The organism is Variovorax sp. GW822-FHT04A09, assembly GCF_058801005.1.
In genome coordinates, this window is sequence record NZ_JBXAMV010000002.1 from 152,846 (window position 1) to 177,203 (window position 24,358).

Here is a 24,358-nt window from a genome sequence, read left to right on the forward strand (position 1 = left end):
AAGGAAAGCAAGACCATGACCCCCACTTCTGCGCAGGCCCCCGCCCGCGCGCCGTACAACGCGGCGGACGAGGCTTTGTTTTCGAAGGTCAGCTGGCACCTGCTGCCGCTGTTGATCCTCTGCTACATCGTCGCCTTCATCGACCGCATCAACATCGGCTTCGCGCAACTGCAGATGAAGCAGACGCTGGCCTTCAGCAACGAGGCCTATGCGCTGGGCGCGGGCATCTTCTTCATCGGCTACTTCCTCTTCGAGGTGCCCAGCAACCTCATGCTCGAGAAGATCGGCGCGCGCAAGACGCTGCTGCGCATCATGTTCTGCTGGGGGCTCGTGGCCTCGGCCATGATGTTCGTGGAGACCACCACGCAGTTCTACGTGCTGCGCTTCCTGCTGGGCGCGTTCGAGGCGGGCTTCTTCCCGGGGATCATCCTGTACCTCACCTACTGGTACCCCTCGGCGCGGCGCTGCAAGGTGATCTCGATCTTCATGACGGCCACGGCCATCGGCTACCTGCTGGCCGGCCCGCTGTCGGGCTGGATCATGAAGTACATGAACGGCCTGGGCGGCCACCACGGCTGGCAGTGGCTGTTCGTGGTGCAGGGCCTGCCGGCCTCGGTGCTGGGCATCGTCGCGTTCTTCTACCTGAAGGACAAGCCCGAGCAGGCCGGCTGGCTCACGCCTTCGGAGAAGGTCGCGCTGCGCCACCACCTGGACAACGAGCCGCATGCCGTGGAAACCGCCTCGCACGGTTCGTTCTGGGCGCTGCTGCGCGACCCCAAGGTGTTCACGATGGCCTTCGTGTACTTCCTGTTCCTGGGCGCCAACTACACGCTGGTGTTCCTGGTGCCCACGCTCATCAAGAACTGGGGCGTGGGCGACGTGTTCATGGTCGGCCTGCTGTCGGCCATTCCGGCGGTCTTCGGCGCCGTGGGCATGGTGTTCGTGGGCCGCAGCTCCGACAAGCACCTGGAGCGGCGCAAGCATTTCTTCTTCTGCGTGGCGCTGGCCTCGGCGGGCCTGCTGGTGGCCGTCTTCAGCGGCGGCAACCTGGTGTTGGCGCTGGCGGGCCTCGCGGTCATGAGCATCGGCCAGTCGGCCAACACGCCGATCTTCTTCGCGGCCATCAGCGAGTACCTGCCGCGCAAGTCGGCGGCCGGCGGCATCGCGCTGATCAGCAGCCTGGGCAACCTCGGGCCCGCCGTGATGCCGGTGATCACCGCATGGATCACTACCGCCTCGGGCAGCTCGGACAACAGCATGTTCCTTGCGATCGGGCTGTGGCTGTCGTCCGGCGTGGTCCTGCTGCTCGTCATGCGGCCCGCCGCCGCGCGCCGCTCGCAGCTCGCGACGGCCTGATTTTTTCGTTACCTGCTATTTCACTCACCAAGGAGATTCAATTCATGGCAACCAGCAAGACCGCAGCCAACGCCAACCCGCTCTTTCCGACGGCGCTGCCGTCGATGGAAGATTTCAGCAAGCTGATCGAGCAGCTCAAGCTGCCCGGCGTGGACGTCGGCGCGCTCGTGGAGTGGCAGCGCAAGGACATGGAGGCGCTGGCCGAGGCCAACCGGCAGGCCTACGAGGGCATCCAGTCGCTGGCGCAGCGGCGCGGCGAGATCCTGCGCGACACGCTGGCCCAGTGGCAGGACGCACTGAAGGACGCCACCGGCAAGGACGCCATCTCCAAACAGGCCGAGGTCGCGCAGCGCGGCGTGCAGCAGGCGGTCGACAACTTCCGCGAACTGGCGCAGCTGGAAGCGCAGGCGCGCAGCAACAGCTGGAAGGTGGTGCAGGACCGCCTGAACGAGAACATGGCGAATCTGCAGCAGCTGCTGCAGCCGAAGAAATAGGGGCGCTCCCGCGGACGCAATGTCCGCACAACGACTGCTGGTAGCCTTGCCGGATTGTTCAGGCGCGCCTCGCCCCGCGAGGTCGCGCGATCCGGATGAATCAGAAAGGACTCAGCGCGTGGTTGTGACAGGTAGAAGATGGGGCGCGTGCGCCGCGTTGACGGCGGCATTGCTGGTGGGCGCATGCTCCACCACGCCCAGCACGCCGGTGGCGGGCCCCGGCGAGTACGTCGTGCAGACGGGCGACACGCTCTACCGCATCGCGCAGCGGCACGGCCGGACGACGGCCGAGATTGCCCGCTGGAACCAGATCAAGGACCCCGACCAGCTCGAAGCCGGGCAGGTGCTGCGCGTGGTGCCGCCGGGCGGCGCCGCGACGGGCGCTGCCACGCCCCCGCCGCGCAGCAGCGGCAGCGGCGGCAGTGCAGAAAAAGCCAAGCCCGCGCCCGCACCCCGCGAGCGCGACCCCGTGGTGCCGCCCGCCTCGCGGCGCAGCGACTGGGGCTGGCCGACGCAGGGCCCGGTCATCGCCGGCTTCAACGGCAACAGCAACAAGGGCCTGGACATCGGCGGCAGCAGCGGCGAGCCCGTGCACGCGATCGGCGCCGGCTCGGTGGCCGCGACGGAGACGATGCGGGGCTACGGCAGCGTCATCATGGTCGACCACGGCGGCTCCTACATGTCGATCTACACCAACGTGGGCACCATGGGCGTGAAGCAGGGCCAGCGCGTGCAGCGCGGCCAGAAGATCGCCGAGATCGGCCCGGCGGAAGGCGGCCGTGCCAAGCTGCACTTCGAGATCCGCTACCGCGGCAAGGCGGTCGATCCGCGCCTGTACCTGCCGGCGAAGTAAGCGGAACGGGCCCTCAGCCTTGCGGCCGGGTGAGCAGGTCGAGCTCGGCCCGCAGGCGGCGCACCGCCACTTCATGGCGCCGCGTCTGCGGCCCGCGCCCGTGCGTGCCGGCCTTCAGGATGAGCCGCAGCTGCTCGCGCTGCAGCTGTGCCTTCAGGCGCCGGGCGCGCTTGCCGAATTCCTTGCCCATGTCGCGGCGCACGCGGTAGCGCAGCAGCGGCGCGCCCAGGCGCACCCATTCGTCGTCGCGGATCAGTTCGCGCTCGGGCACGAAGTAGGCTGCCAGCGCATGCAGGTAGGTGCCGTTCTCGCGCGCGGCGGCGCGCCAGACGAAGGCTGCGGCGATCACCACCGGGATGCCCTTGACGATCAGCAGCAGCGCGATGCCGACAAAGCCGTCGTCGAAGCGGTCTTCGAGCAGCGGCGAGTTCCAGATGAAATGCATGGCCCACGCCAGCGCGAAGTAGAAGAGGGCGCAGCCGATGCGCGCCGCCATCGAGCGCTGCGGGTTCAGCAGGAACCACGCCACGCCGAACGAGGCGATGGTCGTGTAGGCCGCGTGGCTCCACAGCCCGCTGAGCAGCCCGCGCATCAGCAGGTGGTAGAGCACCGGGTACACCTGGTTCTCGAGCGGGAAGTTCACGGCGCTGTTCACCGTGTAGCTCAGGTTCTCGATCACCTGGAAGCCCAGCCCGGCCATGGCGCCGACGATCAGCACCGACAGATACGTTTCGAACTGGTTGCGCGCGATCAGCACCAGCAGGATCACGCCCGCGAGCTTCAGGAATTCTTCGGTGATCGGCCCCGCGATGGCCGGCCCCCACGCCGCCACGAACTCCGGCGACACCAGCTTGGCGCACAGGCTCTGGATGGCGATGTTGGCCGGCGCCGCGAAGTACACCGCGCCCAGCCCGCCCCACGCAAAGGCCAGCACGTAGGCTTCGGGCGGGTGCTGCTCCAGCAGGTCGAGCGTGCGGAAAAACAGCACGAAGGCCGCCGTGTAGCCGCCCCACACCAGCAGGCCCAGCAGCGCGGTGACGGGCACCACGCGAAAGCCCAGCGAGAACATCGACACCGTGTAGAACAGGCCGTTGAGGATCAGCGCCGCCAGCAGCCAGAAGGCGGCGCGCTGCGGCTGGAAGAACGAGTCGGTGCCGATGGGCCAGTCGGCGTCTTCCTGCGTGGCAACGGCGGCTTCGGTGGTCGTGCTCACAGCGGTGCCTCCAGGTCCATCGAGTCCAGCATCCTGCGGGCGTCGGCCAGCGCTTCGTTGAAGCCGTCGGTGGGGCCGTACACGTCGATCTGCACCAGCGAGCGGCGCGGCGTGTCGACCACCTGCCAGAAACGGCCGGCGAGCTTGGCGCCGTAGTAGGCAAAAGTCTTGCCCTGCAGGCCCCAGCCGGTGACGAAGTCGGACACGTCGCCTTCGACGGTCAGGCCCTGGCCGCGCTCCATGAGCCGCTGCTGGCGCACCATGGGGCCGTCGGGTCCGCCCATCCACAGGCGCGTGGTCACGAGGAACTTGTGGCCGCCCTTGAAGAGCATGAGCGACTGGCCGGCCTTGGAGCGCGACACGTCCATCTGCCAGCCCGGTGCGGGCTCGAAGCGCGCGTGGGCGACCGACACCGTCTCGCCCGCGGGCAGCGGCCGGCTGCCGGGCGTGTGGTTGTTCCAGAAGGTCAGGCCGCCGACGTACGCGGCAATGGCTAGGAGGATCGCGAGCGCGCCCGGCCAGGTGCGGTACGGGATGCGGCGGGACGGTTGAAGCATCCGTGGATCGTGCCACACCGAGGCGACGGCGCGGGGGCGCCGCCGCTGTTGTCAGGCGCTCAGAACGCCATGCGAATGCCAACGTCGTAGCCCAGCGCGCGGTGCGGCTGCATGCCGTTGGTGGTCGCGTAGGCCGGCTGCGGGAAGATCGCCGGCAGGCTCAGCACCAGCGGCGTCACGCCCATCACCGTCGGGTTGTTGCGGCCGTTGGCGATGTGGATGCGCGCCACCGAGGCATACAGCGCCGTGCGCTTGGAGAGGTTGTGCACGTAGCCCAGCGCCAGCTTGTTCACCGACGAATTGCCGTCGGGCAGGCCCAGCCCGTTGACGAAGCGCACGCGCGCATACGAGGCGCGCACCACGCCCGCGCCCAGCGGCACGTTCACGCCGGCCATGAGGCCGTCGTAGCGGTCGCTCAGATGCAGCGCGCTGTTGGCGAAGGGCGTGGCGCTGTGGCGAACGTCACGCACACGCGACCATTCGCCGAACACCTTCACCACGCCGAAGTCGTACGAGGCGCCGAGGTTCAGGCTCTTGATCTTCTCGCTCTGCGCGGCGGCACTGGCCAGCGTGCTCTCGCCGTAGCCCAGCGCCACGTCGGCCGGGCCGCTGGCCCAGCCGATGCGCCCGCCCACGTAGCGCCCGCGCTGCGAAGGGCTGTCGGGCGTGTTGCTGACCTTGGTGTTCTCGTGCAGCGCGTACTGCACCTGGCCGTAGAAGCCGCCCAGGTTCGGCGGCAGGAAGTAGCTGATGGCGTTGCTGGTGCGCAGGTAGCTGTCGGTGCCGGCCGAGAGCCCTCCGCCCAGCAGGCCTCCCGTGGCCAGCGCGCGCGAGGCCGCGATGTTGCTGTTGACCACGGCGATCAGGTTGGTGCCCACGCCGTTGACGCTGAAGGGGTCGAACACCGCGTCGTTCCAGAACGAGGCCGTGTAGTCGCGGCCCAGGCGCACTTCGCCGAAGGGCCCGCTGAGGCTGAGTGTGGAGCGGCGTCCGAAGTTGGTGATGCCGCTGCCCGTGTCGTTGCTCAGCGGCGCCTCCAGCCAGAAGCTCGCGGCCAGCCCGCCGCCCAGGTCCTCGGTGCCGCGAAAGCCGATGCGGCTGGACGCATTGCCCGAGGGCGACAGCACGGTCTGGCTCTGGCGCAGCTCGGCCGGGCGCAGCGGGTTGTACGAACTGCTGGTGGTGCGGTAGTGGCTCACGCCCGCGTCCATCACGCCGAACAGCGTGAGCGAGGACTGGGCGAGGGAAGCGCCGGCAGCGAGGGTCGCGGCCGCGGCGGCGATGAGGGTCTTCTTCTTCATGGTCTTGTCTCCTGGTTGTTGTGTGTGTTGTCGTCTCTGTCGTCGTGGGGGCTGCGTGTCAGGGCGCCCAGCGCAGCAGCGCGAGCACCAGCGCGGCGATGAAGACGGTCTCGCCGACCATCAGCACCACCGGCTTGAGGCCCACGTCGACCAGCTCGCGCAGCTGCGTCTTCATGCCGATGCCGGCCATGGCCGCCACCAGGAACCAGCGCGACAGGTCGCTGCCCGCGGTGGCGAGGGAGGACGGCAGCCAGCCCGTGCTGTTGAGCGCCACCAGCGCGGCGAAGGCCACCGCGAACCACGGCAACAGCGGCGGACGCTGGCCGCCCACGGCCTTGCCGGTGGCGCGCGTGAACATCACGGCGAACAGGATCACCGGCAGCAGCGCCGCCACGCGCATCAGCTTGACCAGCGTGGCCGTGTCGCCCGTGGCCTGCGACATGCCATAGCCCGCGCCCACCACCTGCGCCACGTCGTGGATGGTGGCGCCCAGGAACACGCCGGCCGTGTGCGCGTCCATGCCCAGGGCGCGCGCGATCAGGGGGTAGGCGATCATCGTGAGCGTCGACAGCGCCGACACGCCCACCACCGTGAACAGCGTGGCGCGTTCCTTCAGCGGATGCGGCGGCAGCGCCGCGGCCAGCGCCAGCGCGGCCGAGGCGCCGCAGATCGCGGTGGCGCCGCCACTGAGCAGGCCGAACAGCACGTTGAAGCCCATCAGCCGTGCCACGACCATCGACACGCCGATGGTCAGCACCAGCGACACCGCCACCAGCAGCACCGGGTGCCAGCCCAGCGCCACCACCTGCGCGGCCGTGATGCGCAACCCCAGCAGCGCCACGCCCCAGCGCAGCACGTGGCGCGCGGTGAACTCGATGCCGGGCTTGCACGGGCCCTCGGCCGAAAGAAAGTTCATCGCCATGCCGAGGATGAGCGCGAACAGCATCACGGGCGCACCGTAGTGCTGCGACAGGAAGGTGGACGCGGCGGCGACCACCGCGCAGGCGAGCACGCCGGGAAAGAGCAGGCGGCCGCGCGCCGGCCATGCGGCGACAGACAGAGCGGTCATGAAAACCTCAGGGCACGAGCACGGTGGCGCCGGTGGTCTTGCGGCCTTCGAGGGCGCGGTGCGCCTCGGCGGCGTCGGCCAGTGCGAAGCTCTGCTGGGGCTCGCTCACGATGCGGCCGGCCAGCACGTGGCTGAACAGCTCGTCGGCCATCGACAGCATGTGCGGGCGCGGATGGATGTAGTGAACCATCGCGGGCCGCGTGAGCCAGATCGAACCCTTGGCGGCCAGCACCTGCGAATCGACGACCACGGCGCCCGACGACGTGCCGTTGCTCACCAGCGTGCCGCGCGGCTGCAGGCAATCGAGCGAAGCCTCGAGCGTGTCTTTCCCCACCGAGTCGTACACGACCGGCACGCCCTTGCCCTCGGTGATCTCGCGCACACGCTGGGCGATGTTCTCGCGCGAAGTCACGATGGTGTGCGTGCAGCCGTTGGCTTTTGCGACCGCAGCCTTCTCGTCGGTGCTGACAGTGCCGATCATGGTGACGCCCATCGCGCGCGCCCACTGGCAGGCGATGAGGCCCACGCCGCCGGCGGCTGCGTGATACAGGATCGTCTCGCCACCCTTGAGCGGATAGACCTGGCGGAACAGGTACTGCGCCGTCATGCCCTTCATCATCAATGTGGCGGCCGTGCGATCGGAGATGCCATCGGGCAGCGGAATGAGCACATCAGCGGGCATCACGCGTACTTGCGAGTACGCCCCCTGCGGCCCGATGAGGTAGCCCACACGATCACCCACGCGGATGTCGGTCACGCCCGGCCCCACGGCCTCGACCACGCCCACGGCGTCGGAACCGAGGCCATTGGGCAGTGCGAGCGGATAGCGCCCGGTGCGGAAGTAGATGTCGATGAAGTTGACGGCGATGAGGCTGTGGCGCACGCGCGCCTGGCCCGGGCCGGGTTCACCGACTTCGACGTGTTCGAGTTGGAGCACGTCGGCGCTGCCGGTCTCGTGAAAGCGGATGGCTTGGACCATGGGAATTTCTTTCGGTAGGAAGGGCAGGCGGGCAGAAAGGGCTCAGTCCGCCGAGAGTTCGTCGATGAAGGCCTGCGCGCCCGGCCATTCGCCGTAGCCCGAGGCGGGGTTGAGGTGGCCGACCTCGCCGAGGTCGACCAGGCGGCTGCCCCAGCCCTGCGCCATCTGCACCACGCGATCGAAGGGCGCCAGCGGGTCGTTGCGGCTCGCCGCCACGATGCTCGGGAACGGCAGCGGCCCGCCGGGCACCGGCAGCCAGCCGCCGGCGCGCAGGGCTGCGACGCTGGGGTAGCCCTCGGGCATCGGCCGTTCGAAGTCGGGCGGCGTGGCCAGCAGGGCGCCGCGCACTGGCCGGCGCGTGCGCTGCGCCCAGTGCGCCAGCATCACCACGCCGCCGCTGTGCGCCACGATGACCAGCGGCCCCTCGACCGCCTGCGCCTCGCGCTCGATGGCTGCCACGCGCGCGGCGCAGTCGAGGTCGTCGCGGCCCATGGGCGGCACGGCGCGCACGCGCGGCAGGCGTGCGGCGAGCAGGGTCTGCCAGTGGCTGGCGACGGCGTCGCGCAAGCCCGGAACGATGAGGACGGTGGGAGCAGTCATGTCGGCCCGCGCCCTCACTGGTTGAGTTGGATGTTGTAGGTCTTGACGATCCGCGCGTTGCGCTCGTACTCGTCATGCGTGATCTTCGCGAGCTGCTCGGGGCTCTCGCTGGTCATCGGCACGAAGTTCTGCGCGATGAGCCGCTCCCGCACCTTCGGCGAGGAGGCGGCCTTCGTGAGGACCGCATTGATCCGCTTGACGAGGTCGTCGGGCATCTTGGCCGACACGATGGCGCCGGCCCAGTTCGAGAAGTCGATCTCGTCGAAGCCCTGCTCGGCCATCGTGGGCACATCCGGCAGCTGGGCCAGCCGGGTCTTGGCCCCGACCCCGAAGACCTTCACCTTGCCGGCCTTGATCAGCGGCAGCGAGGTGACGATGCCGTCGAACAGGATGTCGACCTGGCTGCCCATCAGGTTCTGCAGTGCCGGCGGCGAGCCCGGGAACGGCACGTGCTGCAGGTCCAGCCCCGCCTTGCGGGCAAAGATGGCGCCGGCGTAGTGCGAGCTGGTGCCCGCGGAGTACGAGGCGTAGCTGCCCGGGCTGCCCTTGCCGGTCTTCAGGTAGGCGATGAGTCCCTTCAGGTCGTTGGCCGGCACCGACGGCGCACTCACCAGCACCATCGCCGAGCGCGCCACCATGGTCACCGGCTTCACGTCCTTGACCGGGTCGAAGCTGGTCTTCATCACCAGGGGAATCTCGGTCAGGATGTTGCTGACCATGAACATGATGGTCTGCCCGTCGGGCGGCGCGCTGTTGAGCGCCTGCACCCCGATGGCGCCACCGGCGCCCGGCTTGTTGTCGACGATCACCGGTTGCCCGATCTCGGCCGAGATCGCGTCGGACAACACGCGGGCCACGACGTCCATGGTGCCGCCCGCGGGCGCCGGCACCACGATCCGCACCGGCTTGGTGGTCCAGGCATGGGCGAGCAGGGGCGCGGCGGCCAGGGCGGCTGCCCAGGGCTTCAGGCGGCGAAGGATGTTGTGGGTTTTTTTCATCGCGATGTCTCCAGGGGTTCTGGTGCCGGTGGTGCCAGTGGTGGGGGGGCTCAGGCCGCCTTGCGCAGGAAGCCCTGCTGCGCGCCGTTGCGGTTCGGCGCGAAGCCGTTGGCCGCCAGCGATTCCTCGACGGTGTCGTAGAACACGCCGATCTTGGAAATCTCGCGCGCCTGCTTCGCGGTGGCGATGGGGCGGCCGAACTGGCGCGAGATGGCGACCAGCTGCTCGACCTGCGCCACCGTGCCCATCTTGGCGGAGCGCGACTGGTTCCAGAGGTTGTCCTCGATGCCGCAGCGCACGTGCAGGCCCATGGCGATGCCCATCATGTTCACGGGCAGCACGTTGCGCATGGAGCTCTCCACCGTGAGCACGGCGCCGTCGGGCACGGCGCGCACGAAGTTGGCCAGGCTGTAGATGTTGGGCACGTCCATGCCGCCGCCGATGGCCACCCAGTTCATGACCAGCGGGCCCTTGTAGACGCCACGGCGCATCAGCCGCTCGACCGAGTCGAAGCTGTTGATGTTGTAGCACTGGAAGGCGCTCTGGATGCCGGCCTTGGTGAGGCGGCGGATGTGTTCTTCGGCCCAGCCCGGTTGCGCGGGCACGGTCATTTCCTTGTAGGCGCGGTAGACCTCGGGGTCTTCCATCGAGGTGCCCCGGGTGTCGGCGTCGTCCCAGTGCTCGACCACGTTCATCTGCGAGGTGTTGATGGTCACCGTCACCTGGTCGGGCGTGGGCTCCAGCTCGGCCAGCATGTGGCGTGTGTCGTCGCTGAGCCACTTGGCTGCGGCGCCTTCGCTCTCGGGCGCGAAGCTGATCGAGCCGCCCACCTGGATGATCATTTCGGGCACGGCCTTGCGCACGCCGGCGATCAGCTCGTTGAACTTCGACAGCCGCTTGCTGCCCTTGCCGTCGAGCTCGCGCACATGCAGGTGCAGCACCGTGGCGCCGGCGTTGTAGCAGTCGACCGCCTTCTGGATCTGCTGCGCCATCGTGACGGGGATGTCTTCCGGAAAGTCGGCGGGCACCCACGACGGTGCGTAGGGCGCGGCGGTGATGACCAGCGGCTGCTGGTTTTCGGGGAACAGATGGCCGTCGAGAAAGTTCATGGCAGGACCTCGGGAGAAAGGAAGAAGGAAGGGAGAGGGCGCAGGACGTGCCCGCTCAGAAGACCGCGTCGCCGACGATGCCGGCGCGTTCCATCTTTCGATGGCAGGGCGGGTAGTCCATGACCGCGTAGTGCTGGGTCGAACGGTTGTCCCACATGGCCACGTCGCCCGGCTGCCAGCGCCAGCGCACCTGGTACTCGGGGATCTGCACCTGGCTCACGAGGTAGGCCAGCAGCAGGGCGGCGCCGGGCTGGTAGTCCTGCCCGTAGCGCACGTTGGCCGGCGTGTGGAAGTTGGTGAAGTGGGTCGTGAAGCCGTTGACGAACAAAATCTTCTCGCCCGTGTCGGGGTGCGTGCGCACCACCGGGTGCTCGGCGTCGGGAAACTGGGCCTTCAGCGCCAGGCGCTTCTCGATCGGCATCGCGGCACCGAAGGTGGCCTCGATGCTGTGGCGCGCGCGCAGCCCCGCAATCTGTTGCTGGATGTGCGCGGGCAGCTTCTCGAAGGCCAGCGCCATGTTGGCCCACATGGTGTCGCCGCCCACCGGCGGGCATTCGACGCAACGCAGCACGCAGCCGAAGGGCGGCTTCTCGCGCCAGGTGGCGTCGGTGTGCCAGCTGTTCTCGTAGCGGTCGACCGGCGTCTCGGGGTTCTTGTAGATGCGCACCAGGCCCGGGTGCTCGGGGTCGCTGCCGACCACGGGGTGGTCTTCCAGCTCGCCGAAGTGGCGGGCGAAGGCGACGTGCTCGGCGCGCGTGAGCTCCTGCTGGCGGAAGAACAGCACCTTGTGCTGCACCAGCAGTGCGCGGATCTCGGCCGCCAGGCCGGCGTCGCGCGAGGCTTCGGCCAGCGACACGTGGCGCAGCTCGGCGCCGATGGCGCAGGTCACGGGGTGGACCTGGATGCCGCGCGTGTGCACGGCGGGGGCCCCGTTCGAGAGGCCTGGCTGGATCGTGGAACCCATTGTCTTGTCTCCTGTGCCGGTCGAGGAGGGCCGCTGTGCGGCGGTGACCGTGCTGGAAGCAAGAATAGGTCGGGGCCCCTGCGCGCGCCCCCTCCTTGCAGGAGGGGGAGGCGGCCCTGGAGGGGAGGGAGAAACCCTCAGTGCCTGGCGGCGAGCCCTCAGTGCCCCGCGGCGAGCAGCCCCAGGATGCGCGCGCGCTGCACCACCTGCGTGCGCGTGCCGGCGTCGAGCTTGGCGAACAGGTTCTTCACGTGCCACTTGACGGTGGTTTCGCCCACCTGCATGGCGCGCCCGATTTCCTTGTTCGACAGGTTGCGCGCCAGCAGCACCAGCACCTCGCCCTCCTTGGGCGTGAGCACGGTGCCGGGCGATGCGGGTGCCGCAGGCGCGGGCGCAGGCGGCACGGCGGGCGCGAGCGGCGCCACCGCGATCTCGGCCTGCGCGCCCTCGGCCGCGAGCGTGCCGACCCAGGCGCCCAGCTCGGGGTGCGCGTCGGAGAACACGCGCTGCAGCCCGTAGGCGCGCGCCAGGTCCATGGCCTCGCGCAGCAGCGCCTGCGCCGGCTGGCCGCAGCGCTCCAGCGCCAGTGCGCGCAGGCCCAGCAGCTCGATGTGCAGGCCGCCCTGCTTGCGCTGGCGCGCCTGTTCGTCGGCCCGCGCCAGCTTCGCGAGGGCGTCGGGCCAGTCGCGCGCGGCGATGGCTGCGTGGGCGCGCGCCACGTCGCGCAGCGCTTCCACGCTGCGCCGCCACAGCGGGCCCTGCGGCAGCGTGGGGTCGGCCAGCTGCGCGTCGATGCGCTCGCACAGTTCGCGGCAGGTCTGGGCGCGGTGGCGCTGCGCGTGCAGGCGCACCTGCTCGGCCAGGCTGGCGATGCGCAGCCGCGGCAGGCGCCGCGCGGCACCGGCCGCGTCCAGCGCGTCCAGCAGTTCCAGCGCGCGGTGCTCGGCGCCTTCGGCCGCCGCGATGCGCGCCGCCGTGCGGTAGGCCTGCAGCAGCGATTCGGGCAGGCCGCTGTGCTCCAGCACGTCGAGGCGGTCGGCCAGCAGCGTGGCGGCGTCGCCCGGCAGGTCGCGCTCCCAGGCCACCGATGCGAGCAGCGCGGCCAGGTTGCAACTGAAGCGGTGGCGCCGGCCCATCTCGGCCTCGGCGCCGGCCACGGCGGGCCGCAGCAGCTGTTCGGCCAGCAGCACCTGGCCTTCCCACGCATAGCTCAGGCCGATGACCAGTTCGCTCCAGCGCCGGATGTAGTCGACGCCGTGGCCCGGGTGCCCGCGCAGGGCCTGCTGCTGGCGCAGGCGCGCGAGCGCGGGCTCGCCCTCGAGCAGCGCGCGGTAGGCCATGCGGTTGGCGTGCGACTGCAGCAGCAGCGGGTCGGTCAGCGGCACGGCCTCGGTCCAGGGCGCGTGCAGTTCGACGAAGCGGTCGGGGTCGTCCGCGAACACGGCGGCGCCGCCGAGGATCAGCGCGCATTCGCAGCGCAGCGCATCGCTCACATCGGGCTGCGCCAGGATGCGCGCCACGAAGCGGCCGGCTTCTTCGTGCCGCTCGCTCGATGCGAGCGTCCATGCCGCGGCCAGCAGCAGGCGCGGGCGGCGGTCGAGTTCGTCGGCCGGCATCTGCGCCATCCATTCGAGCACCGTGGCCTGCCGGCCGCGCCGCATGAGCGATTCGTACAGACTGCGCTCCGCGAGCTCGTAGGCGGTCTGGTGCTGGCCCGCGCTGAGCGCGTGGTGGGCGGCCTCGTCGAGCAGTTCGTGCGCGGCCAGCCACTGCGCCGCGCGCGCATGCGCCGCCACCTGCTCGGCGGCGTCGAGCGCGGCAAAACGCTGGCGCAGCACGTCGCGCGCCAGCGCATGCATGCGCAGCCACTCGCCCCCTTCGGCGGCGGCGAACACCGGCGTGTCGTTGCTCAGCCGCGCCAGCCGCGCCGCGGCGTCGTCGACGCCGGAGACCGCGCGGCACAGCTCGGGGTGCAGCAGGTCGAGCACGGCGATGCGGGCCAGGAAGTCGCGATCCTGGGGGTCGAGGTTGACCAGCAGCAGCCGCACCAGCTCGCCCTGCAGCTCGCCGGCGGCGGCCGTCATGTCGCCCAGCACCGTGTGCGCGGCGTGCGCGTCGGCCCCGCGCGCGATGATGGTCGTGGCCAGCTGCAGGCCCAGCGGCCAGCCTTCGGTCAGCTCGTGCAGCCGGGCGGCGGTGTTGCGGTCGACGCGCGCGCCGAAGCGCGCCTGCACCAGCTGCAGCGTCTCGTCGAGGCTGAACTTCAGCAGTGCCGGGCCGATCTCCACGCACTGCCCGTAGGCCACGAGGTCCTCGATGTCGAGCCGGCCGTCGGGGCGCGTGGCAATCAGCGTGCGCACGTTGGGCGGCGCGTTGCGCAGCAGGTAGGCCAGCGCCTCGCGCGAGGCGGGCGGCAGGCGGTCGGCCTCGTCGATGACCAGCACCACGTTCAAGGCCGCCTGCGCCAGCTCGGCCAGCAGCGCGGTGACGCTGCCGAGCGTGCCGGGCCGGTCGTCCTGGAACAGGCTGCGCCCGAACGCGGGGCGGCCCATGGCGACGCGCAGCGCCAGCGCCAGGCTCTGCACCAGCCGGCCCGGGTCGTCCTGGTTCTGCGCCGAGACCCAGCCGACCGGCACGCCCAGGCCCAGGTACTCCAGCCGCCACTGCGCCAGCAGCGAGGTCTTGCCGAAGCCCGAGGGCGCCTGCACCACGCACACGGCGTGGTCGCGCAGCGCGTCGGCGCTCGACAGGAGCCGCGCGCGCGAAACGAGGTGACGCGGGACACGGGGCGGCGTCACCTTGAGCAGCAGGTCGCGCGGGGCGCCGCTCGCATCGGGGGGCGGGAAAGTGGCCAAGGCTCGTTCGTGCTCGTGAGAAGAAGAACGGGCCCGATTCTCCACGTCAATCGCGCGAGGCCGAAGCGCGGCGCGGCGCCCCCCGCCGCGCGCGGCTGGCCTTCGCGCTGCGGCCGTACTGCGCATGGAACCAGCGCGACAGTCCGCTGGGCGCGCAGAAGCCGAGCAGGCCCGCGACCTCGGCCAGCGGGCGGTCGCCCTCCAGCACATGGCGCACGGCGAGTTCCTTGCGCACGTCGTTGACGATGGCCGAGAAGCTCTGCCCGTCGTGCGCGAGCCGGCGCTGGATCGTGCGGCATTCCACGCCCACGTGCGCCGACACCTGCGCGATGCTGCAGCGCCCGCTGGGCAGGAGCAGCAGCACCGCGCGCCGCACGTCGCCCGGCAGCGCGTCGCCGGGCGCAGGCGCTGCCGCGTCGAGCAGCTGCCGCGCATAGCGCGCCATGGCCGGGTCGGCCGAGGGGTTGGGCGCGTCCAGGTCGTGGCGCGCGCAGACGATGCCGTGGAAGTCCTGGTCGAAGGCGACGGCCGCGCCCAGCACGCGGTGGTGCGTGCGCAGGTCGCGCGGCGCGGGGTGCGCCAGGCACACGCGCCGGGGCTGCCAGTCGGCGCCGAGAAACTGTCGCAGCAGGCGCAGCATCACGCCCAGCGCGAGTTCGATGCGCTGGCGCGTGGCGCGGTGCGCCTTGCCGGGCTGCACTTCCTCGCGGATGACCACCACCTGGCCGAAGGCCTCGACCATCAGCGACAGCGAGCCGTTGAGCAGCGGCTGGTAGCGCATCAGCACGTCGAGCGAATCGCGCAGCGTCGGCTGTTCGCGCACCAGCAGGCCGACGGCCCCGAGGTTCGACAGCCGCCGCCCCTCGGCCATGCACAGCCCGAAGCTGTCGTTGCCCGAACGCTCGGCCGAGGCCTGCAGCAGCGCGGCGACACGGTCGACCGGGATCATCAGGTCGGGCTCGTCCAGCACGCGAGGGCTCAGGCCGGCGTCCAGGAGCATGCGCGCCGGGTCGAGGCCGCTGGCGCGGGCGACCTCGCGGTAGTGGGTGAGGCTTGCCGCGCGGACCAGGGAGGACATCGCAAGTCCGCACGTGGCAGATCTCAGGGGACGAGCACGGTGGCGCCGGTGGTCTTGCGGCCTTCGAGCGCGCGGTGCGCTTCGGCGGCATCGGCCAGTGCGAAGCTCTGCTGGGGCTCGCTCACGATGCGGCCGGCCAGCACGTGGTCGAAGAGTTCGTCGGCCATCGACAGCATGTGCGGGCGCGGGTGGATGTAGTGAACCATCGCGGGCCGTGTGAGCCAGATCGAGCCCTTCGCCGCCAGCAGCTTGGTGTCGAGGACCACGGCGCCAGAAGACGTGCCATTGCTCACCAGCGTGCCGCGCGGCTGCAGGCAATCGAGCGAGGCTTCCAGCGTGTCCTTGCCCACCGAGTCGTACACGACGGGCACGCCCTTGCCCTCGGTGATCTCGCGCACGCGCTGGGCGATGTTCTCGCGCGAGGTCACGATGGTGTGGGTGCAGCCGTTGGCCTTGGCAACCGCAGCCTTCTCGTCGGTGCTCACGGTGCCGATCATCGTGACGCCCATCGCACGCGCCCACTGGCAGGCGATGAGGCCCACGCCGCCAGCGGCTGCGTGGTACAGGATCGTCTCGCCGCCCTTGAGCGGATAGACCTGCCGGAACAGGTACTGCGCCGTCATGCCCTTCATCATCAATGTGGCAGCGGTGCGGTCCGAGATGCCATCGGGCAGCGGAATGAGCACATCGGCGGGCATCACACGCACCTGCGAGTACGCACCCTGCGGCCCGATGAGGTAGCCCACGCGATCACCCACGCGGATGTCGGTCACGCCCGACCCCACGGCCTCGACCACGCCCACGGCATCGGAACCGAGGCCATTGGGCAGCGCAAGCGGATAGCGTCCCGTACGGAAATAGATGTCGATGAAGTTGACGGCAATGAGGCTGTGGCGCACGCGCGCCTGCCCCGGGCCGGGCTCGCCGACCTCGACGTGTTCGAGCTTGAGCACGTCGGCGCTGCCGGTCTCGTGAAAGCGGATGGCCTGGTTCATGGTGCGTCTCCTGGGGTGTGTGGGGGCTGGATGGAACGGATTCTTGCGGCGCGTGGCGGCGGCGGGAAGCGTGGTCTTGGCGATGTCCCAAATTGGCAAATCGATGCCCCAATAAAGCAAGAAATGCGGGCGGGGTGCGCCGGATACTGGCGGCATCGGCCCACCGAGGCCTGCAAGACAACAACCGGAGACACCCCATGAAACTGCTGCAATTTGCACGCGCCGCCGCTGTGGCGCTGGTCGGATGCTCGATGGCCCTCGGGGCCTGGGCGCTGGGCGACAAGCCCGTCAAGCTCATCGTTCCCGCGCCGCCGGGCGGCACGATGGACATCGTGGCCCGCGTCGTCGGGCAGCAGATGGCGCTGGACATCGGCCGTCCCGTGATCGTCGAGAACCGCCCCGGCGCGGGCGGCTCCATCGGCCTGCAGGCCATGCTGCAGGCGCCGGCCGACGGCAACACCATCGTGATGGCCGCCAGCAACGTGCTGGCCGAGACGCCGCAGGTCGTGAAGATGCCCTTCGATCCGCTGAAGGACGTGGTGCCCATCGGCTCGGTGGCGCGCTCGGGCGTGGTGCTCGTCACGGCCGCGAACTTCCCGGCCAAGGACTTCCAGGGCCTCGTCGCCGAACTGAAGACGCGCAAGGGCAAGGCCAGCTTCGCCAGCTACAGCCCCGGCACGGTGTCGCAGTACGCGGGCCTCATCCTCAGTGACCGCGCCGGGCTCGACCTGCAGCACATCGGCTACCCCGGCTCGCCGCCGGCGCTGCAGGACCTGCTGGGCGGCCAGGTCGACCTGATGTTCGACGGCATGCTCACCTCGATGCCGCTCATCAAGGCCGGCAAGCTGCGCCCCTATGCCTTCACCGGCAAGACCCGCTCGCGCTTCCTGCCCGACTTGCCCACCACCACCGAGCTGGGCTACCCCGACCTGCAGTTCCGCGGCTGGGTCGGCTTCATCGGTTCCGCCAAGCTGCCGGCCGACGTGATGGCCAGGCTGCATGCCGCGATCGAGAAGGCCGGCCAGGCGCCCGCCGTGCAGCAGAAGCTGCTCGACGTGGGTCTGGAGCCCGAGCTCAGCGTCGACACGCCCGCGCTCATCGCCGAGACGAAGGCGCTGTCCGAGCGAAATGCGGCCATCGTCAAGAAGTACCGCATCCAGGCGAACTGAGCGTCGCTCGCCATTCCATCGGAGACCTCTCATGAAGATCAGACCCATCACGCCGTCCATCGGCGCCGAAATCTCGGACGTCCATTTGGGCGAGGCCTCGCGCGACCCCGAGTGCTTCGCGTCGATCCGCGCCGCGCTGCTCAAGCACAAGGTGCTTTTCTTTCGCGGCCAGGACATCGAGCGCGCCGAGCACGTCGCCTTCGCACGCTGCTTCGGCGAACTGGAAGACCACCCCGTGGTCGGCAGCGACCCCGAGCACCCGGGCCTCGTGCGCATCTACCGCAGCGACAACAAGCACAGCTACGAGAACACCTACCACTGCGACGGCCTGTGGCGCCAGAGCCCCGCCATGGGCGCGGTGCTGCGCTGCATCGAATGCCCCGAGGTCGGCGGCGACACCATCTGGGTGAACATGGTGCAGGCGCACGACGAGCTGCCCGACGAGATCAAGCAGAAGATCGGCAAGCTGCGCGCCAAGGCCAGCATCGAGCATTCGTTCGGCGCCGTGATGCCGATGGAAGCGCGCCTCAAGCTGGGCCAGGACCATCCGCCCGTGGAGCACCCCGTGGTGCGCACGCACCCCGAGACCGGCGAGAAGGTGCTCTACGTGGGCAGCTTCACCACGCACTTCGTGAACTACAGCACCCCCGAGAACGTGCGCCACGGCATCGACAAGACACCGGGCGCGGCGCTGCTGCTGAACTACCTGCTCAGTCGCGCCACCATCCCCGAGTACCAGGTGCGCTGGTCGTGGCAGCCGGGCGACGTGGTCGTCTGGGACAACCGCAGCACGCAGCACTACGCGCTGAACGACTACTGGCCCGCGCCACGAAAGATGGAACGCGCCGGCATCGTCGGCGACGTGCCGTACTGAACACCGCCGCCGCATCCGCCCCCCGCCTCGCCACCTGACAGACGCACGCCATGAACTTCCTCGACGGCCACCTCTTTCCCGAAAACCAGCAACCGCTGATCATCACCGCCGCGCCCTATGCACCGGGCTGGCTTCCTTCCGACTTCCCGGGCGAGATCCCGGTCACGATGGAAGAGCAGATCCAGAAGGCGGTCGATTGCTACAACGCCGGTGCCACGGTGCTGCACCTGCATGTGCGCGAGCTCGACGGCAAGGGCAGCAAGCGGCTGTCCAAGTTCAACGAGCTGATCGCCGGCGTGCGTGCGCGCGTGCCCGAAATGATCATCCAGGTGGGCGGCTCGATCAGCTTCGCACCCGAGAGTGAAGGCGCGGCCGCCAAGTGGCTGAGCGACGACACGCGCCACATGCTGGCCGAGCTGGAGCCCACGCCCGACCAGGTGACGGTGACGGTCAACACCTCGCAGATGAACGTCACGGAGCACGCCGAGCTGGCCGACTTCAAGGGCACCTCGCGCGAGATCCCGGCCATCTTCGAGGCCTACAAGGAGATGACGGTGCCGGCGCAGCCGGGCTGGGTCGAGGAGCACATCCGCCGCCTCACGAAGGCGGGCATCCAGAGCGCCTTCCAGTGCTACAACATCAACAGCTTCGAGTCGGTCGAACGGCTCATGCGGCGCGGTGTCTACAAGGGCCCGCTGGTGATGAACTGGGTGGCCATCAGCGGCGGCATGGACGCGCCGAACATCTACAACCTGGCCAACTTCGTGCGCGCCGTGCCCGACGGCGCCGTGCTCACGGTGGAAAGCTCGGTGCGCAACGTGCTGCCCGTGAACATGATGGGCATCGCGATGGGCCTGCACGTGCGCTGCGGCACCGAGGACGTGCTGTGGAACCAGACGCGCACCGCCAAGATCGGCACCGTGGCGCAGATCGAGCAGCTGGTGGCCATCTCGCGCCAGTTCGGCCGCCCCATCGCCACGGCGCAGCAGGCGCGCGAGATCTCGAAGATCGGCGTGTTCTACGAGACGGCCGAAGAATCGCTCGCGGCCAACGGCTTCGCGCCGAACCGCAACGGAGGCAACCAGGGCTTCCTGCGCAAGGCGGCCTGAGAAGAAGGACGATGGCGATGACGAGGCGTTTCACGCATGCCGCCTGGCGCCTGCTGGAGGGCATCGCGCATGCCCTGCGCCACGAAGACCTGGTTCAGAACGCGCGCACCGCACCCTGAGCCACCGCGCCGGCCGTCTGCTTGCTCCACTGCGAGGCGCTGCAGCCGAAGTGGTGGCGGAACCAGTGGCTGAAGCTGCTGGGCCCCGAAAACCCCAGCAGCTCGGCCACCTCGCTCAGCGGCAGGTCGCTGTCGCGCAGGTGGCGCTTCACGAGGTCGGAGCGCACGTCGTCGAGCAGGCGGCTGAAGGTGAGGCCTTCGGCCTCGAGCCGGCGGTGCAGCGTGCGGCGGTCCACGCGCAGGTGCCGCGCCACTTCCTGCGCCGTGCAGCCGCCGCCGGGCATGAGCGCCAGGATGAGTTCGCGGCAGGCTTCGCGCGTGCTCTCGCCACGGTCTTTCAGCGCGGCTTCGAGGTACTCGCGCGCGAAACGTGCCACGCCCTGGTCGCCCGATTCGCGTGGCTTGCGCAGGTCGGCCGCCAGGCACACGAGGCCGTTGAAATCCTGGTTGAACTTGACGTTGCGACCGAAGAAGGCGCGGTGCGCCGCCATGTCCGCCGGCGGGCGGTGCGTGAAGCACACCTGCTGCGGGCGCCACTGCGGATCGATGAGCTCGCCGAGGATGCGGAACATGATGCCCACGGCCAACTCCATCGACTGGCGCATCGGCAGCCCGGGGCTGGGCAGCAGGTCTTCCTGGATGATGACCATGTCGCCCGTGTCCTCCAGGCGAAAGCTCAGCGAGGCGTTCACCAGCTTCAGGTAGCGGCCCAGCGTGTCGAGCGCGTCGCGCGGCGTGGGCTCTTCTTTGAGCACGACGCTGATGGGGCCGAGGGCCGACAGCTTGCGCTGCGCCGCCAGCCGCAGCGCGAAATCTTCGGTGCGCGTGGCGCGCGCGGTGATCTCGAGCAGTTCGCGCACGGCGTCGCCGGGGATCAGCGTCTCGGGGTGCTCGAGCAGCTGTGCCTTCAGCCCCACGGTGCGCATGAAGGCATGCGGGTCGCGGCCGAGCGACTGCACCAGCTCCACGTAGCCGCTGAGGCTCGCGCTGCGCATCAGTCGACCGAGGTGCTTCATGGTGGCTGTGGGAAGGGCCCCGCGTTCACTCGGGGCTGATCTTGAGTTGCAGTTTCTCGATGATGGCCCGATTGTGGGCGGTCGTGGCGTCCAGCGTCTGGCGCAGCTGCACCAGCGTCGCCTCGCGCGGCGGATCGTAATTCTGCGCGAGCAGCGCCTCGCGGAACTTCGGCGCCTGCACGGCCCGGGCCACCTCGGCGCGGATTTTCTCCTGCAGCGCCGGCGGCATGCTGCTGAGCACGAACACGCCCACGCTCGCGTCGGGCATCACGAAGTCGGGCAGGCCCAGCTCGCCGAAGGTGGGCACGTCGGGCAGGAAGCGCGAGCGCTTCGACGACGCCACGGCCAGCGCCTTGATCTTGCCGCTGCGGATCAGCGAAGTGACGTTGCTCACCACCTCGAAGGTCAGCTGCACCTGGTTGCCCATGAGGTCGACCAGCGCCGGCGCCGAGCCCTTGTACGGCACCACGAGGATGTCGTTGCCGCTGCGCGCGCGCAGCATCTCGCCCAGCAGGTTGGAGCGCGTGCCCGTGCTCAGGTTGGCCACGCTGACCGAGCGCGGATGTTGTTTGGCATGCGCCAGCAGGTCGTTCACCGTGTTCGGCGGGAAGCCGGCGTTGGCCACCAGCACATGGAACATGCCCGTCACCTCGCTGACGTAGGTGAAGGTCTTGAGCGGGTCGAAGGGCGTCTTCACCGTGAGCGGAATGTCGGACAGCACGCTCGACGGCCCGACCATCAGCGTGTAGCCGTCGGCGGGCGCGGCCATCAGCGCGCGCTCGGCGATGACGGCGGAGCCGCCCGGCTTGTTGTCCACCAGCACGGTCTGGCCGAGGTTCGTGCGCAGCTGTTCGGCGAGCAGCCGCGCCGCCGCGTCGGAGATGCCGCCCGGCGGCGCGGGAACGATCAGCCGAATGGGCTTGTCGGGCCAGGCCTGAGCCGAGGCCGTGCCGCAGCACAGCGCAGCCAGGAAGAGAAGGGAGGCTCGCAGCAGATGCACACACATGGTTCGTCCTCAGGTGGAAGAGACAAGAAGGGCGTGCGGATTCTGTGGCGCCACCTCTGCTGAATGCTTGGCGCCACGCGTCGGCCACTTACCGGATCGCGACAGCGACACCCGTCTTTGCACGCGCCGTTCCAATGCCCCAAAAAGGCAAAACCGCGCCCCCGATGAGCAAGAAGTTTTCGCAGCTGCGCCAGAAACTTTGGCTGCAAGCGCAACCTTTTTCACCGGAGACAACCCCATGAACTTCCTCGACGGCCACCTGTATCCCGAGAACCAGCAGCCCCTGATCATCACGGCCGCGCCCTATGCGCCGGGCTGGATTCCCGCGGACTTTCCGGAAGACATTCCGGTCACGATGGAAGAGCAGATCCAGAAGGCGGTCGACTGCTACGAGGCCGGCGCCACCGTGCTGCACCTGCATGTGCGCGAGGCCAACGGCAAGGGCAGCAAGCGCCTGTCGATGTTCAACGAGCTGATCGCCGGCGTGCGTGCGCGCGTGCCCGAGATGGTCATCCAGGTGGGCGGCTCGATCAGCTTCGCGCCCGAGGACGACGGCGCCGCCGCCAAGTGGCTCAGCGACGACACGCGCCACATGCTGGCCGAGCTCACGCCCAGGCCCGACCAGGTCACGGTGACCGTCAACACCACGCAGATGAACGTGACCGAGCACGCGGGGCTGGACGACTTCAAGGGCCTGTCGCGCGGCGACCCGCGGCTGTACTCGACCTACAGGGACATGATCGTGCCCTCGAACCCCAGCTGGGTGGAAGAGCACATCCGCCGCCTCACGGCTGCGGGCATCCAGAGCGAGTTCCAGTGCTACAACATCAACAGCTTCGAGACCATCGAACGCATGATCCGCCGCGGCGTCTACAAGGGCCCGCTGGTGATGAACTGGGTGGCGATCAGCGGCGGCATGGACCAGGCGAACATCTACAACCTGGCCAACTTCCTGCGCGCCGCACCCGACGGCGCGGTGGTCACGGTCGAGAGCTCGGTGCTCAACGTGCTGCCCGTGAACATGATCGGCATCGCCCTGGGCCTGCACGTGCGCTGCGGCATCGAGGACGTGCTGTGGAACCAGACCCGCACCGGCAAGATGAGCTCGGTCGAGCAGATCAAACAGCTCGTGCGCATCGCGACCGAGTTCGGCCGCCCCATTGCCACCGCGCAGCAGGCGCGCGAGATCATGCAGATCGGCGTGTTCTACGAGACCACCGAAGAGACGCTGCAGGCCAACGGCTTCGCGCCCAACCGCAATGGGGCGCAGCAGGGCTTCCTGCGCAAGCCGGCCTGATACCACCGCCGTCTCGGGGGCGGTTGACGTACCGACTGGTCAGTCGGTAGACTGGGCCGATCGCGCAGCTCACCGGGCTGCATCGCATCGCACAGAAAGCCCCCGATGAGCGAGAACTTCGCAGCCGAACTCCATCGCCGAGCGACCACCGCCCTGCAGGCCGGGCGCGCCGACGCGCAAGGGGAGGGCGACCGCGTGCCGGTCGGTCAGTACACCGACGAGGCCATCGCACGCGAAGAGCGGCGGCTGCTGCAGCGGCATCCGCAGCCGGTGGCCGCCAGCGCGTCGCTCGCCTCGCCGGGCGCGTGGCTGTCGCTCACGCACACCGGCGTGCCGCTGCTGCTGGTGCGCCAGGAGAGCGGGCAGGTGCAGGCTTTTCTCAACGTGTGTCGCCACCGCGGCGCGCGCGTGGTGCCCGAGGGCAGCGGCAGCGAGGCGCGTGCCTTCGTCTGCCCGTACCACGCGTGGACCTACAAGCCCGATGGCGCCTTGCGCGGCGTGCCCGAATCCTTCGGCTTTCCCTGCCTGAAGCAGGACGAGTCGGGCCTGCGCCGGCTGGCCACGGTCGAGCGCGCGGGCGTGGTCTGGGTCGTGTGCGATCCGTCGCGGGCGGACAGCGACCCCGGCGCGCACCTGGGCGTGCTCATGGACAACCTCGAGTCGCTGGCCGGGCTGCGCACGCCCGTGGCCTATGCGCCGCGCACGTACGAGGTCGAAGCCAACTGGAAGCTGCTGGTCGACGGTTCCTTCGAGGCCTATCACTTCAAGGTGGCGCACCGCGAGACCATCGCCCACATGTTCCTGCACAACCTGCAGGTCATCGACGAGTTCGACCTGAACCGGCGCCTGTACCTGCTCAAGTCGAAGTTCCAGGAACACCGGCCCGAGGTTGCCGGTTTCGACCCGCGCCGCTACGGCAACCTGACCTACTTCTTCTTTCCCAACACGACCATCCTGGTGCAGCCCGACCACGCGCAGCTCAGCATGCTGGAGCCGCTGGGCGCCACGCGCACGCGCGTGCACGAGCTCACGCTGATTCCCGAGGCACCGGCGTCGGAGAAGGCCACGGCGCACTGGGACGCGAACGTGGCGTTGTACCGGCGCACGCTCGCGGAAGACTATGCGCTGGCCGAATCGATCCAGGCCGGGCTGGCGTCGGGCGCGAACGATGCACTCAGCTTCGGCACCTTCGAGTACAGCGCGCCGCGCTTCCATGCGCAACTCGCGCAGCAGGTGGCGGCCATGCCGGCCGCACGCTGACGCGCGAGGGTGTCGCGCGTGCAACAACCAGACCCCAAGACACAAGAAAGAATGGCGCGCGTCGCGTCTGATCGCCGGTCGCGTCTT

At 69.5% G+C, this 24,358-nt stretch carries 22 protein-coding genes; 8 read left to right on the forward strand and 14 right to left on the reverse strand.

Features of this window, described 5'->3' with window-relative positions; all coding sequences use genetic code 11:
• The first annotated feature begins 15 nt into the window (after positions 1–15).
• The 3 genes from AC1RLW_RS11800 (at position 16) to AC1RLW_RS11810 (ending at position 2,703) form a co-directional block, all read left to right on the forward strand.
• The gene (locus AC1RLW_RS11800) at positions 16–1,356 is read left to right on the forward strand and encodes an MFS transporter (protein WP_307587205.1); all 1,341 of its coding nucleotides are present in this window, start codon (positions 16–18) and stop codon (positions 1,354–1,356) included.
• A 44-nt stretch (positions 1,357–1,400) separates the two neighbouring features.
• A complete protein-coding gene (gene phaP / locus AC1RLW_RS11805) occupies positions 1,401–1,850 on the forward strand; it encodes a TIGR01841 family phasin (protein ID WP_493193159.1) in 450 nt (149 codons plus the stop codon).
• 175 nt (positions 1,851–2,025) lie between these two features.
• Positions 2,026–2,703, forward strand: coding sequence for a peptidoglycan DD-metalloendopeptidase family protein (locus AC1RLW_RS11810; protein WP_493193160.1), 678 nt, complete (start codon positions 2,026–2,028; stop codon positions 2,701–2,703).
• A 13-nt stretch (positions 2,704–2,716) separates the two neighbouring features.
• Here AC1RLW_RS11810 and AC1RLW_RS11815 read toward each other — a convergent pair whose 3' ends face one another.
• The 12 genes from AC1RLW_RS11815 to AC1RLW_RS11870 form a co-directional block, all read right to left on the reverse strand.
• Positions 2,717–3,916, reverse strand: a complete 1,200-nt coding sequence (locus AC1RLW_RS11815) for a PrsW family intramembrane metalloprotease (protein ID WP_493193161.1) — start codon at positions 3,914–3,916, stop codon at positions 2,717–2,719.
• Positions 3,913–4,473, reverse strand: a complete 561-nt coding sequence (locus AC1RLW_RS11820; protein ID WP_062482400.1) for a hypothetical protein — start codon at positions 4,471–4,473, stop codon at positions 3,913–3,915. Before AC1RLW_RS11820 ends, AC1RLW_RS11815 begins: the two co-directional genes overlap by 4 nt.
• Before the next feature lie 59 nt (positions 4,474–4,532).
• Positions 4,533–5,774: a porin gene (locus tag AC1RLW_RS11825; protein ID WP_493193162.1), complete on the reverse strand. Its 1,242-nt coding sequence runs from the start codon at positions 5,772–5,774 to the stop codon at positions 4,533–4,535.
• Positions 5,775–5,832: 58 nt separating this feature from the next.
• Positions 5,833–6,843 (reverse strand): YeiH family protein, encoded by a 1,011-nt coding sequence (locus AC1RLW_RS11830; RefSeq protein WP_493193163.1) that lies wholly within the window; start codon positions 6,841–6,843, stop codon positions 5,833–5,835.
• Between the two features lie 7 nt (positions 6,844–6,850).
• Positions 6,851–7,822, reverse strand: a complete 972-nt coding sequence (locus tag AC1RLW_RS11835; RefSeq protein ID WP_493193164.1) for a quinone oxidoreductase family protein — start codon at positions 7,820–7,822, stop codon at positions 6,851–6,853.
• Between the two features lie 42 nt (positions 7,823–7,864).
• The gene (locus AC1RLW_RS11840; protein WP_493193165.1) at positions 7,865–8,422 is read right to left on the reverse strand and encodes an RBBP9/YdeN family alpha/beta hydrolase; all 558 of its coding nucleotides are present in this window, start codon (positions 8,420–8,422) and stop codon (positions 7,865–7,867) included.
• Positions 8,423–8,436: 14 nt separating this feature from the next.
• On the reverse strand, positions 8,437–9,420 hold the full coding sequence (locus AC1RLW_RS11845; RefSeq protein WP_070062061.1) for a tripartite tricarboxylate transporter substrate binding protein: 984 nt from the start codon (positions 9,418–9,420) through the stop codon (positions 8,437–8,439).
• A 50-nt stretch (positions 9,421–9,470) separates the two neighbouring features.
• Entirely contained in the window at positions 9,471–10,529 is a 1,059-nt protein-coding gene (locus tag AC1RLW_RS11850; RefSeq protein ID WP_095948786.1) for a beta-keto acid cleavage family enzyme, read from the reverse strand.
• A gap of 55 nt (positions 10,530–10,584) precedes the next feature.
• Positions 10,585–11,433, reverse strand: a complete 849-nt coding sequence (locus AC1RLW_RS11855) for a TauD/TfdA dioxygenase family protein (RefSeq protein ID WP_159278246.1) — start codon at positions 11,431–11,433, stop codon at positions 10,585–10,587.
• Positions 11,434–11,651: 218 nt separating this feature from the next.
• Positions 11,652–14,348: a helix-turn-helix transcriptional regulator gene (locus AC1RLW_RS11860; RefSeq protein ID WP_493193166.1), complete on the reverse strand. Its 2,697-nt coding sequence runs from the start codon at positions 14,346–14,348 to the stop codon at positions 11,652–11,654.
• A gap of 46 nt (positions 14,349–14,394) precedes the next feature.
• A complete protein-coding gene (locus AC1RLW_RS11865) occupies positions 14,395–15,426 on the reverse strand; it encodes an AraC family transcriptional regulator (RefSeq protein ID WP_493193167.1) in 1,032 nt (343 codons plus the stop codon).
• Positions 15,427–15,449: 23 nt separating this feature from the next.
• A complete protein-coding gene (locus tag AC1RLW_RS11870) occupies positions 15,450–16,421 on the reverse strand; it encodes a quinone oxidoreductase family protein (protein WP_493193168.1) in 972 nt (323 codons plus the stop codon).
• A 197-nt stretch (positions 16,422–16,618) separates the two neighbouring features.
• Here AC1RLW_RS11870 and AC1RLW_RS11875 point away from each other — a divergent pair, with 197 nt between their 5' ends.
• Genes AC1RLW_RS11875 through AC1RLW_RS11885 form a run of 3 tightly spaced genes read left to right on the forward strand, consistent with a single transcriptional unit; the run spans position 16,619 to position 19,573 of the window.
• Entirely contained in the window at positions 16,619–17,590 is a 972-nt protein-coding gene (locus AC1RLW_RS11875) for a Bug family tripartite tricarboxylate transporter substrate binding protein (protein WP_493193169.1), read from the forward strand.
• 31 nt (positions 17,591–17,621) lie between these two features.
• Positions 17,622–18,464 carry a TauD/TfdA dioxygenase family protein gene (locus tag AC1RLW_RS11880; RefSeq protein ID WP_493193170.1) on the forward strand — a complete coding sequence of 281 codons (843 nt, stop codon included), beginning with the start codon at positions 17,622–17,624 and terminating at the stop codon, positions 18,462–18,464.
• A gap of 50 nt (positions 18,465–18,514) precedes the next feature.
• Positions 18,515–19,573, forward strand: a complete 1,059-nt coding sequence (locus AC1RLW_RS11885) for a beta-keto acid cleavage family enzyme (protein WP_070062068.1) — start codon at positions 18,515–18,517, stop codon at positions 19,571–19,573.
• A 94-nt stretch (positions 19,574–19,667) separates the two neighbouring features.
• Here AC1RLW_RS11885 and AC1RLW_RS11890 read toward each other — a convergent pair whose 3' ends face one another.
• Positions 19,668–20,708 (reverse strand): AraC family transcriptional regulator, encoded by a 1,041-nt coding sequence (locus AC1RLW_RS11890; protein WP_062477242.1) that lies wholly within the window; start codon positions 20,706–20,708, stop codon positions 19,668–19,670.
• A 25-nt stretch (positions 20,709–20,733) separates the two neighbouring features.
• Positions 20,734–21,714 (reverse strand): Bug family tripartite tricarboxylate transporter substrate binding protein, encoded by a 981-nt coding sequence (locus tag AC1RLW_RS11895; protein ID WP_493193171.1) that lies wholly within the window; start codon positions 21,712–21,714, stop codon positions 20,734–20,736.
• A 238-nt stretch (positions 21,715–21,952) separates the two neighbouring features.
• Here AC1RLW_RS11895 and AC1RLW_RS11900 point away from each other — a divergent pair, with 238 nt between their 5' ends.
• Both AC1RLW_RS11900 and AC1RLW_RS11905 read left to right on the forward strand, forming a co-directional pair.
• Complete coding sequence (locus AC1RLW_RS11900) at positions 21,953–23,011, forward strand: beta-keto acid cleavage family enzyme (RefSeq protein ID WP_070062069.1); 1,059 nt, start codon at positions 21,953–21,955, stop codon at positions 23,009–23,011.
• A gap of 105 nt (positions 23,012–23,116) precedes the next feature.
• Positions 23,117–24,271 (forward strand): aromatic ring-hydroxylating oxygenase subunit alpha, encoded by a 1,155-nt coding sequence (locus AC1RLW_RS11905; RefSeq protein ID WP_493193172.1) that lies wholly within the window; start codon positions 23,117–23,119, stop codon positions 24,269–24,271.
• The last annotated feature ends 87 nt before the right edge of the window (positions 24,272–24,358 follow it).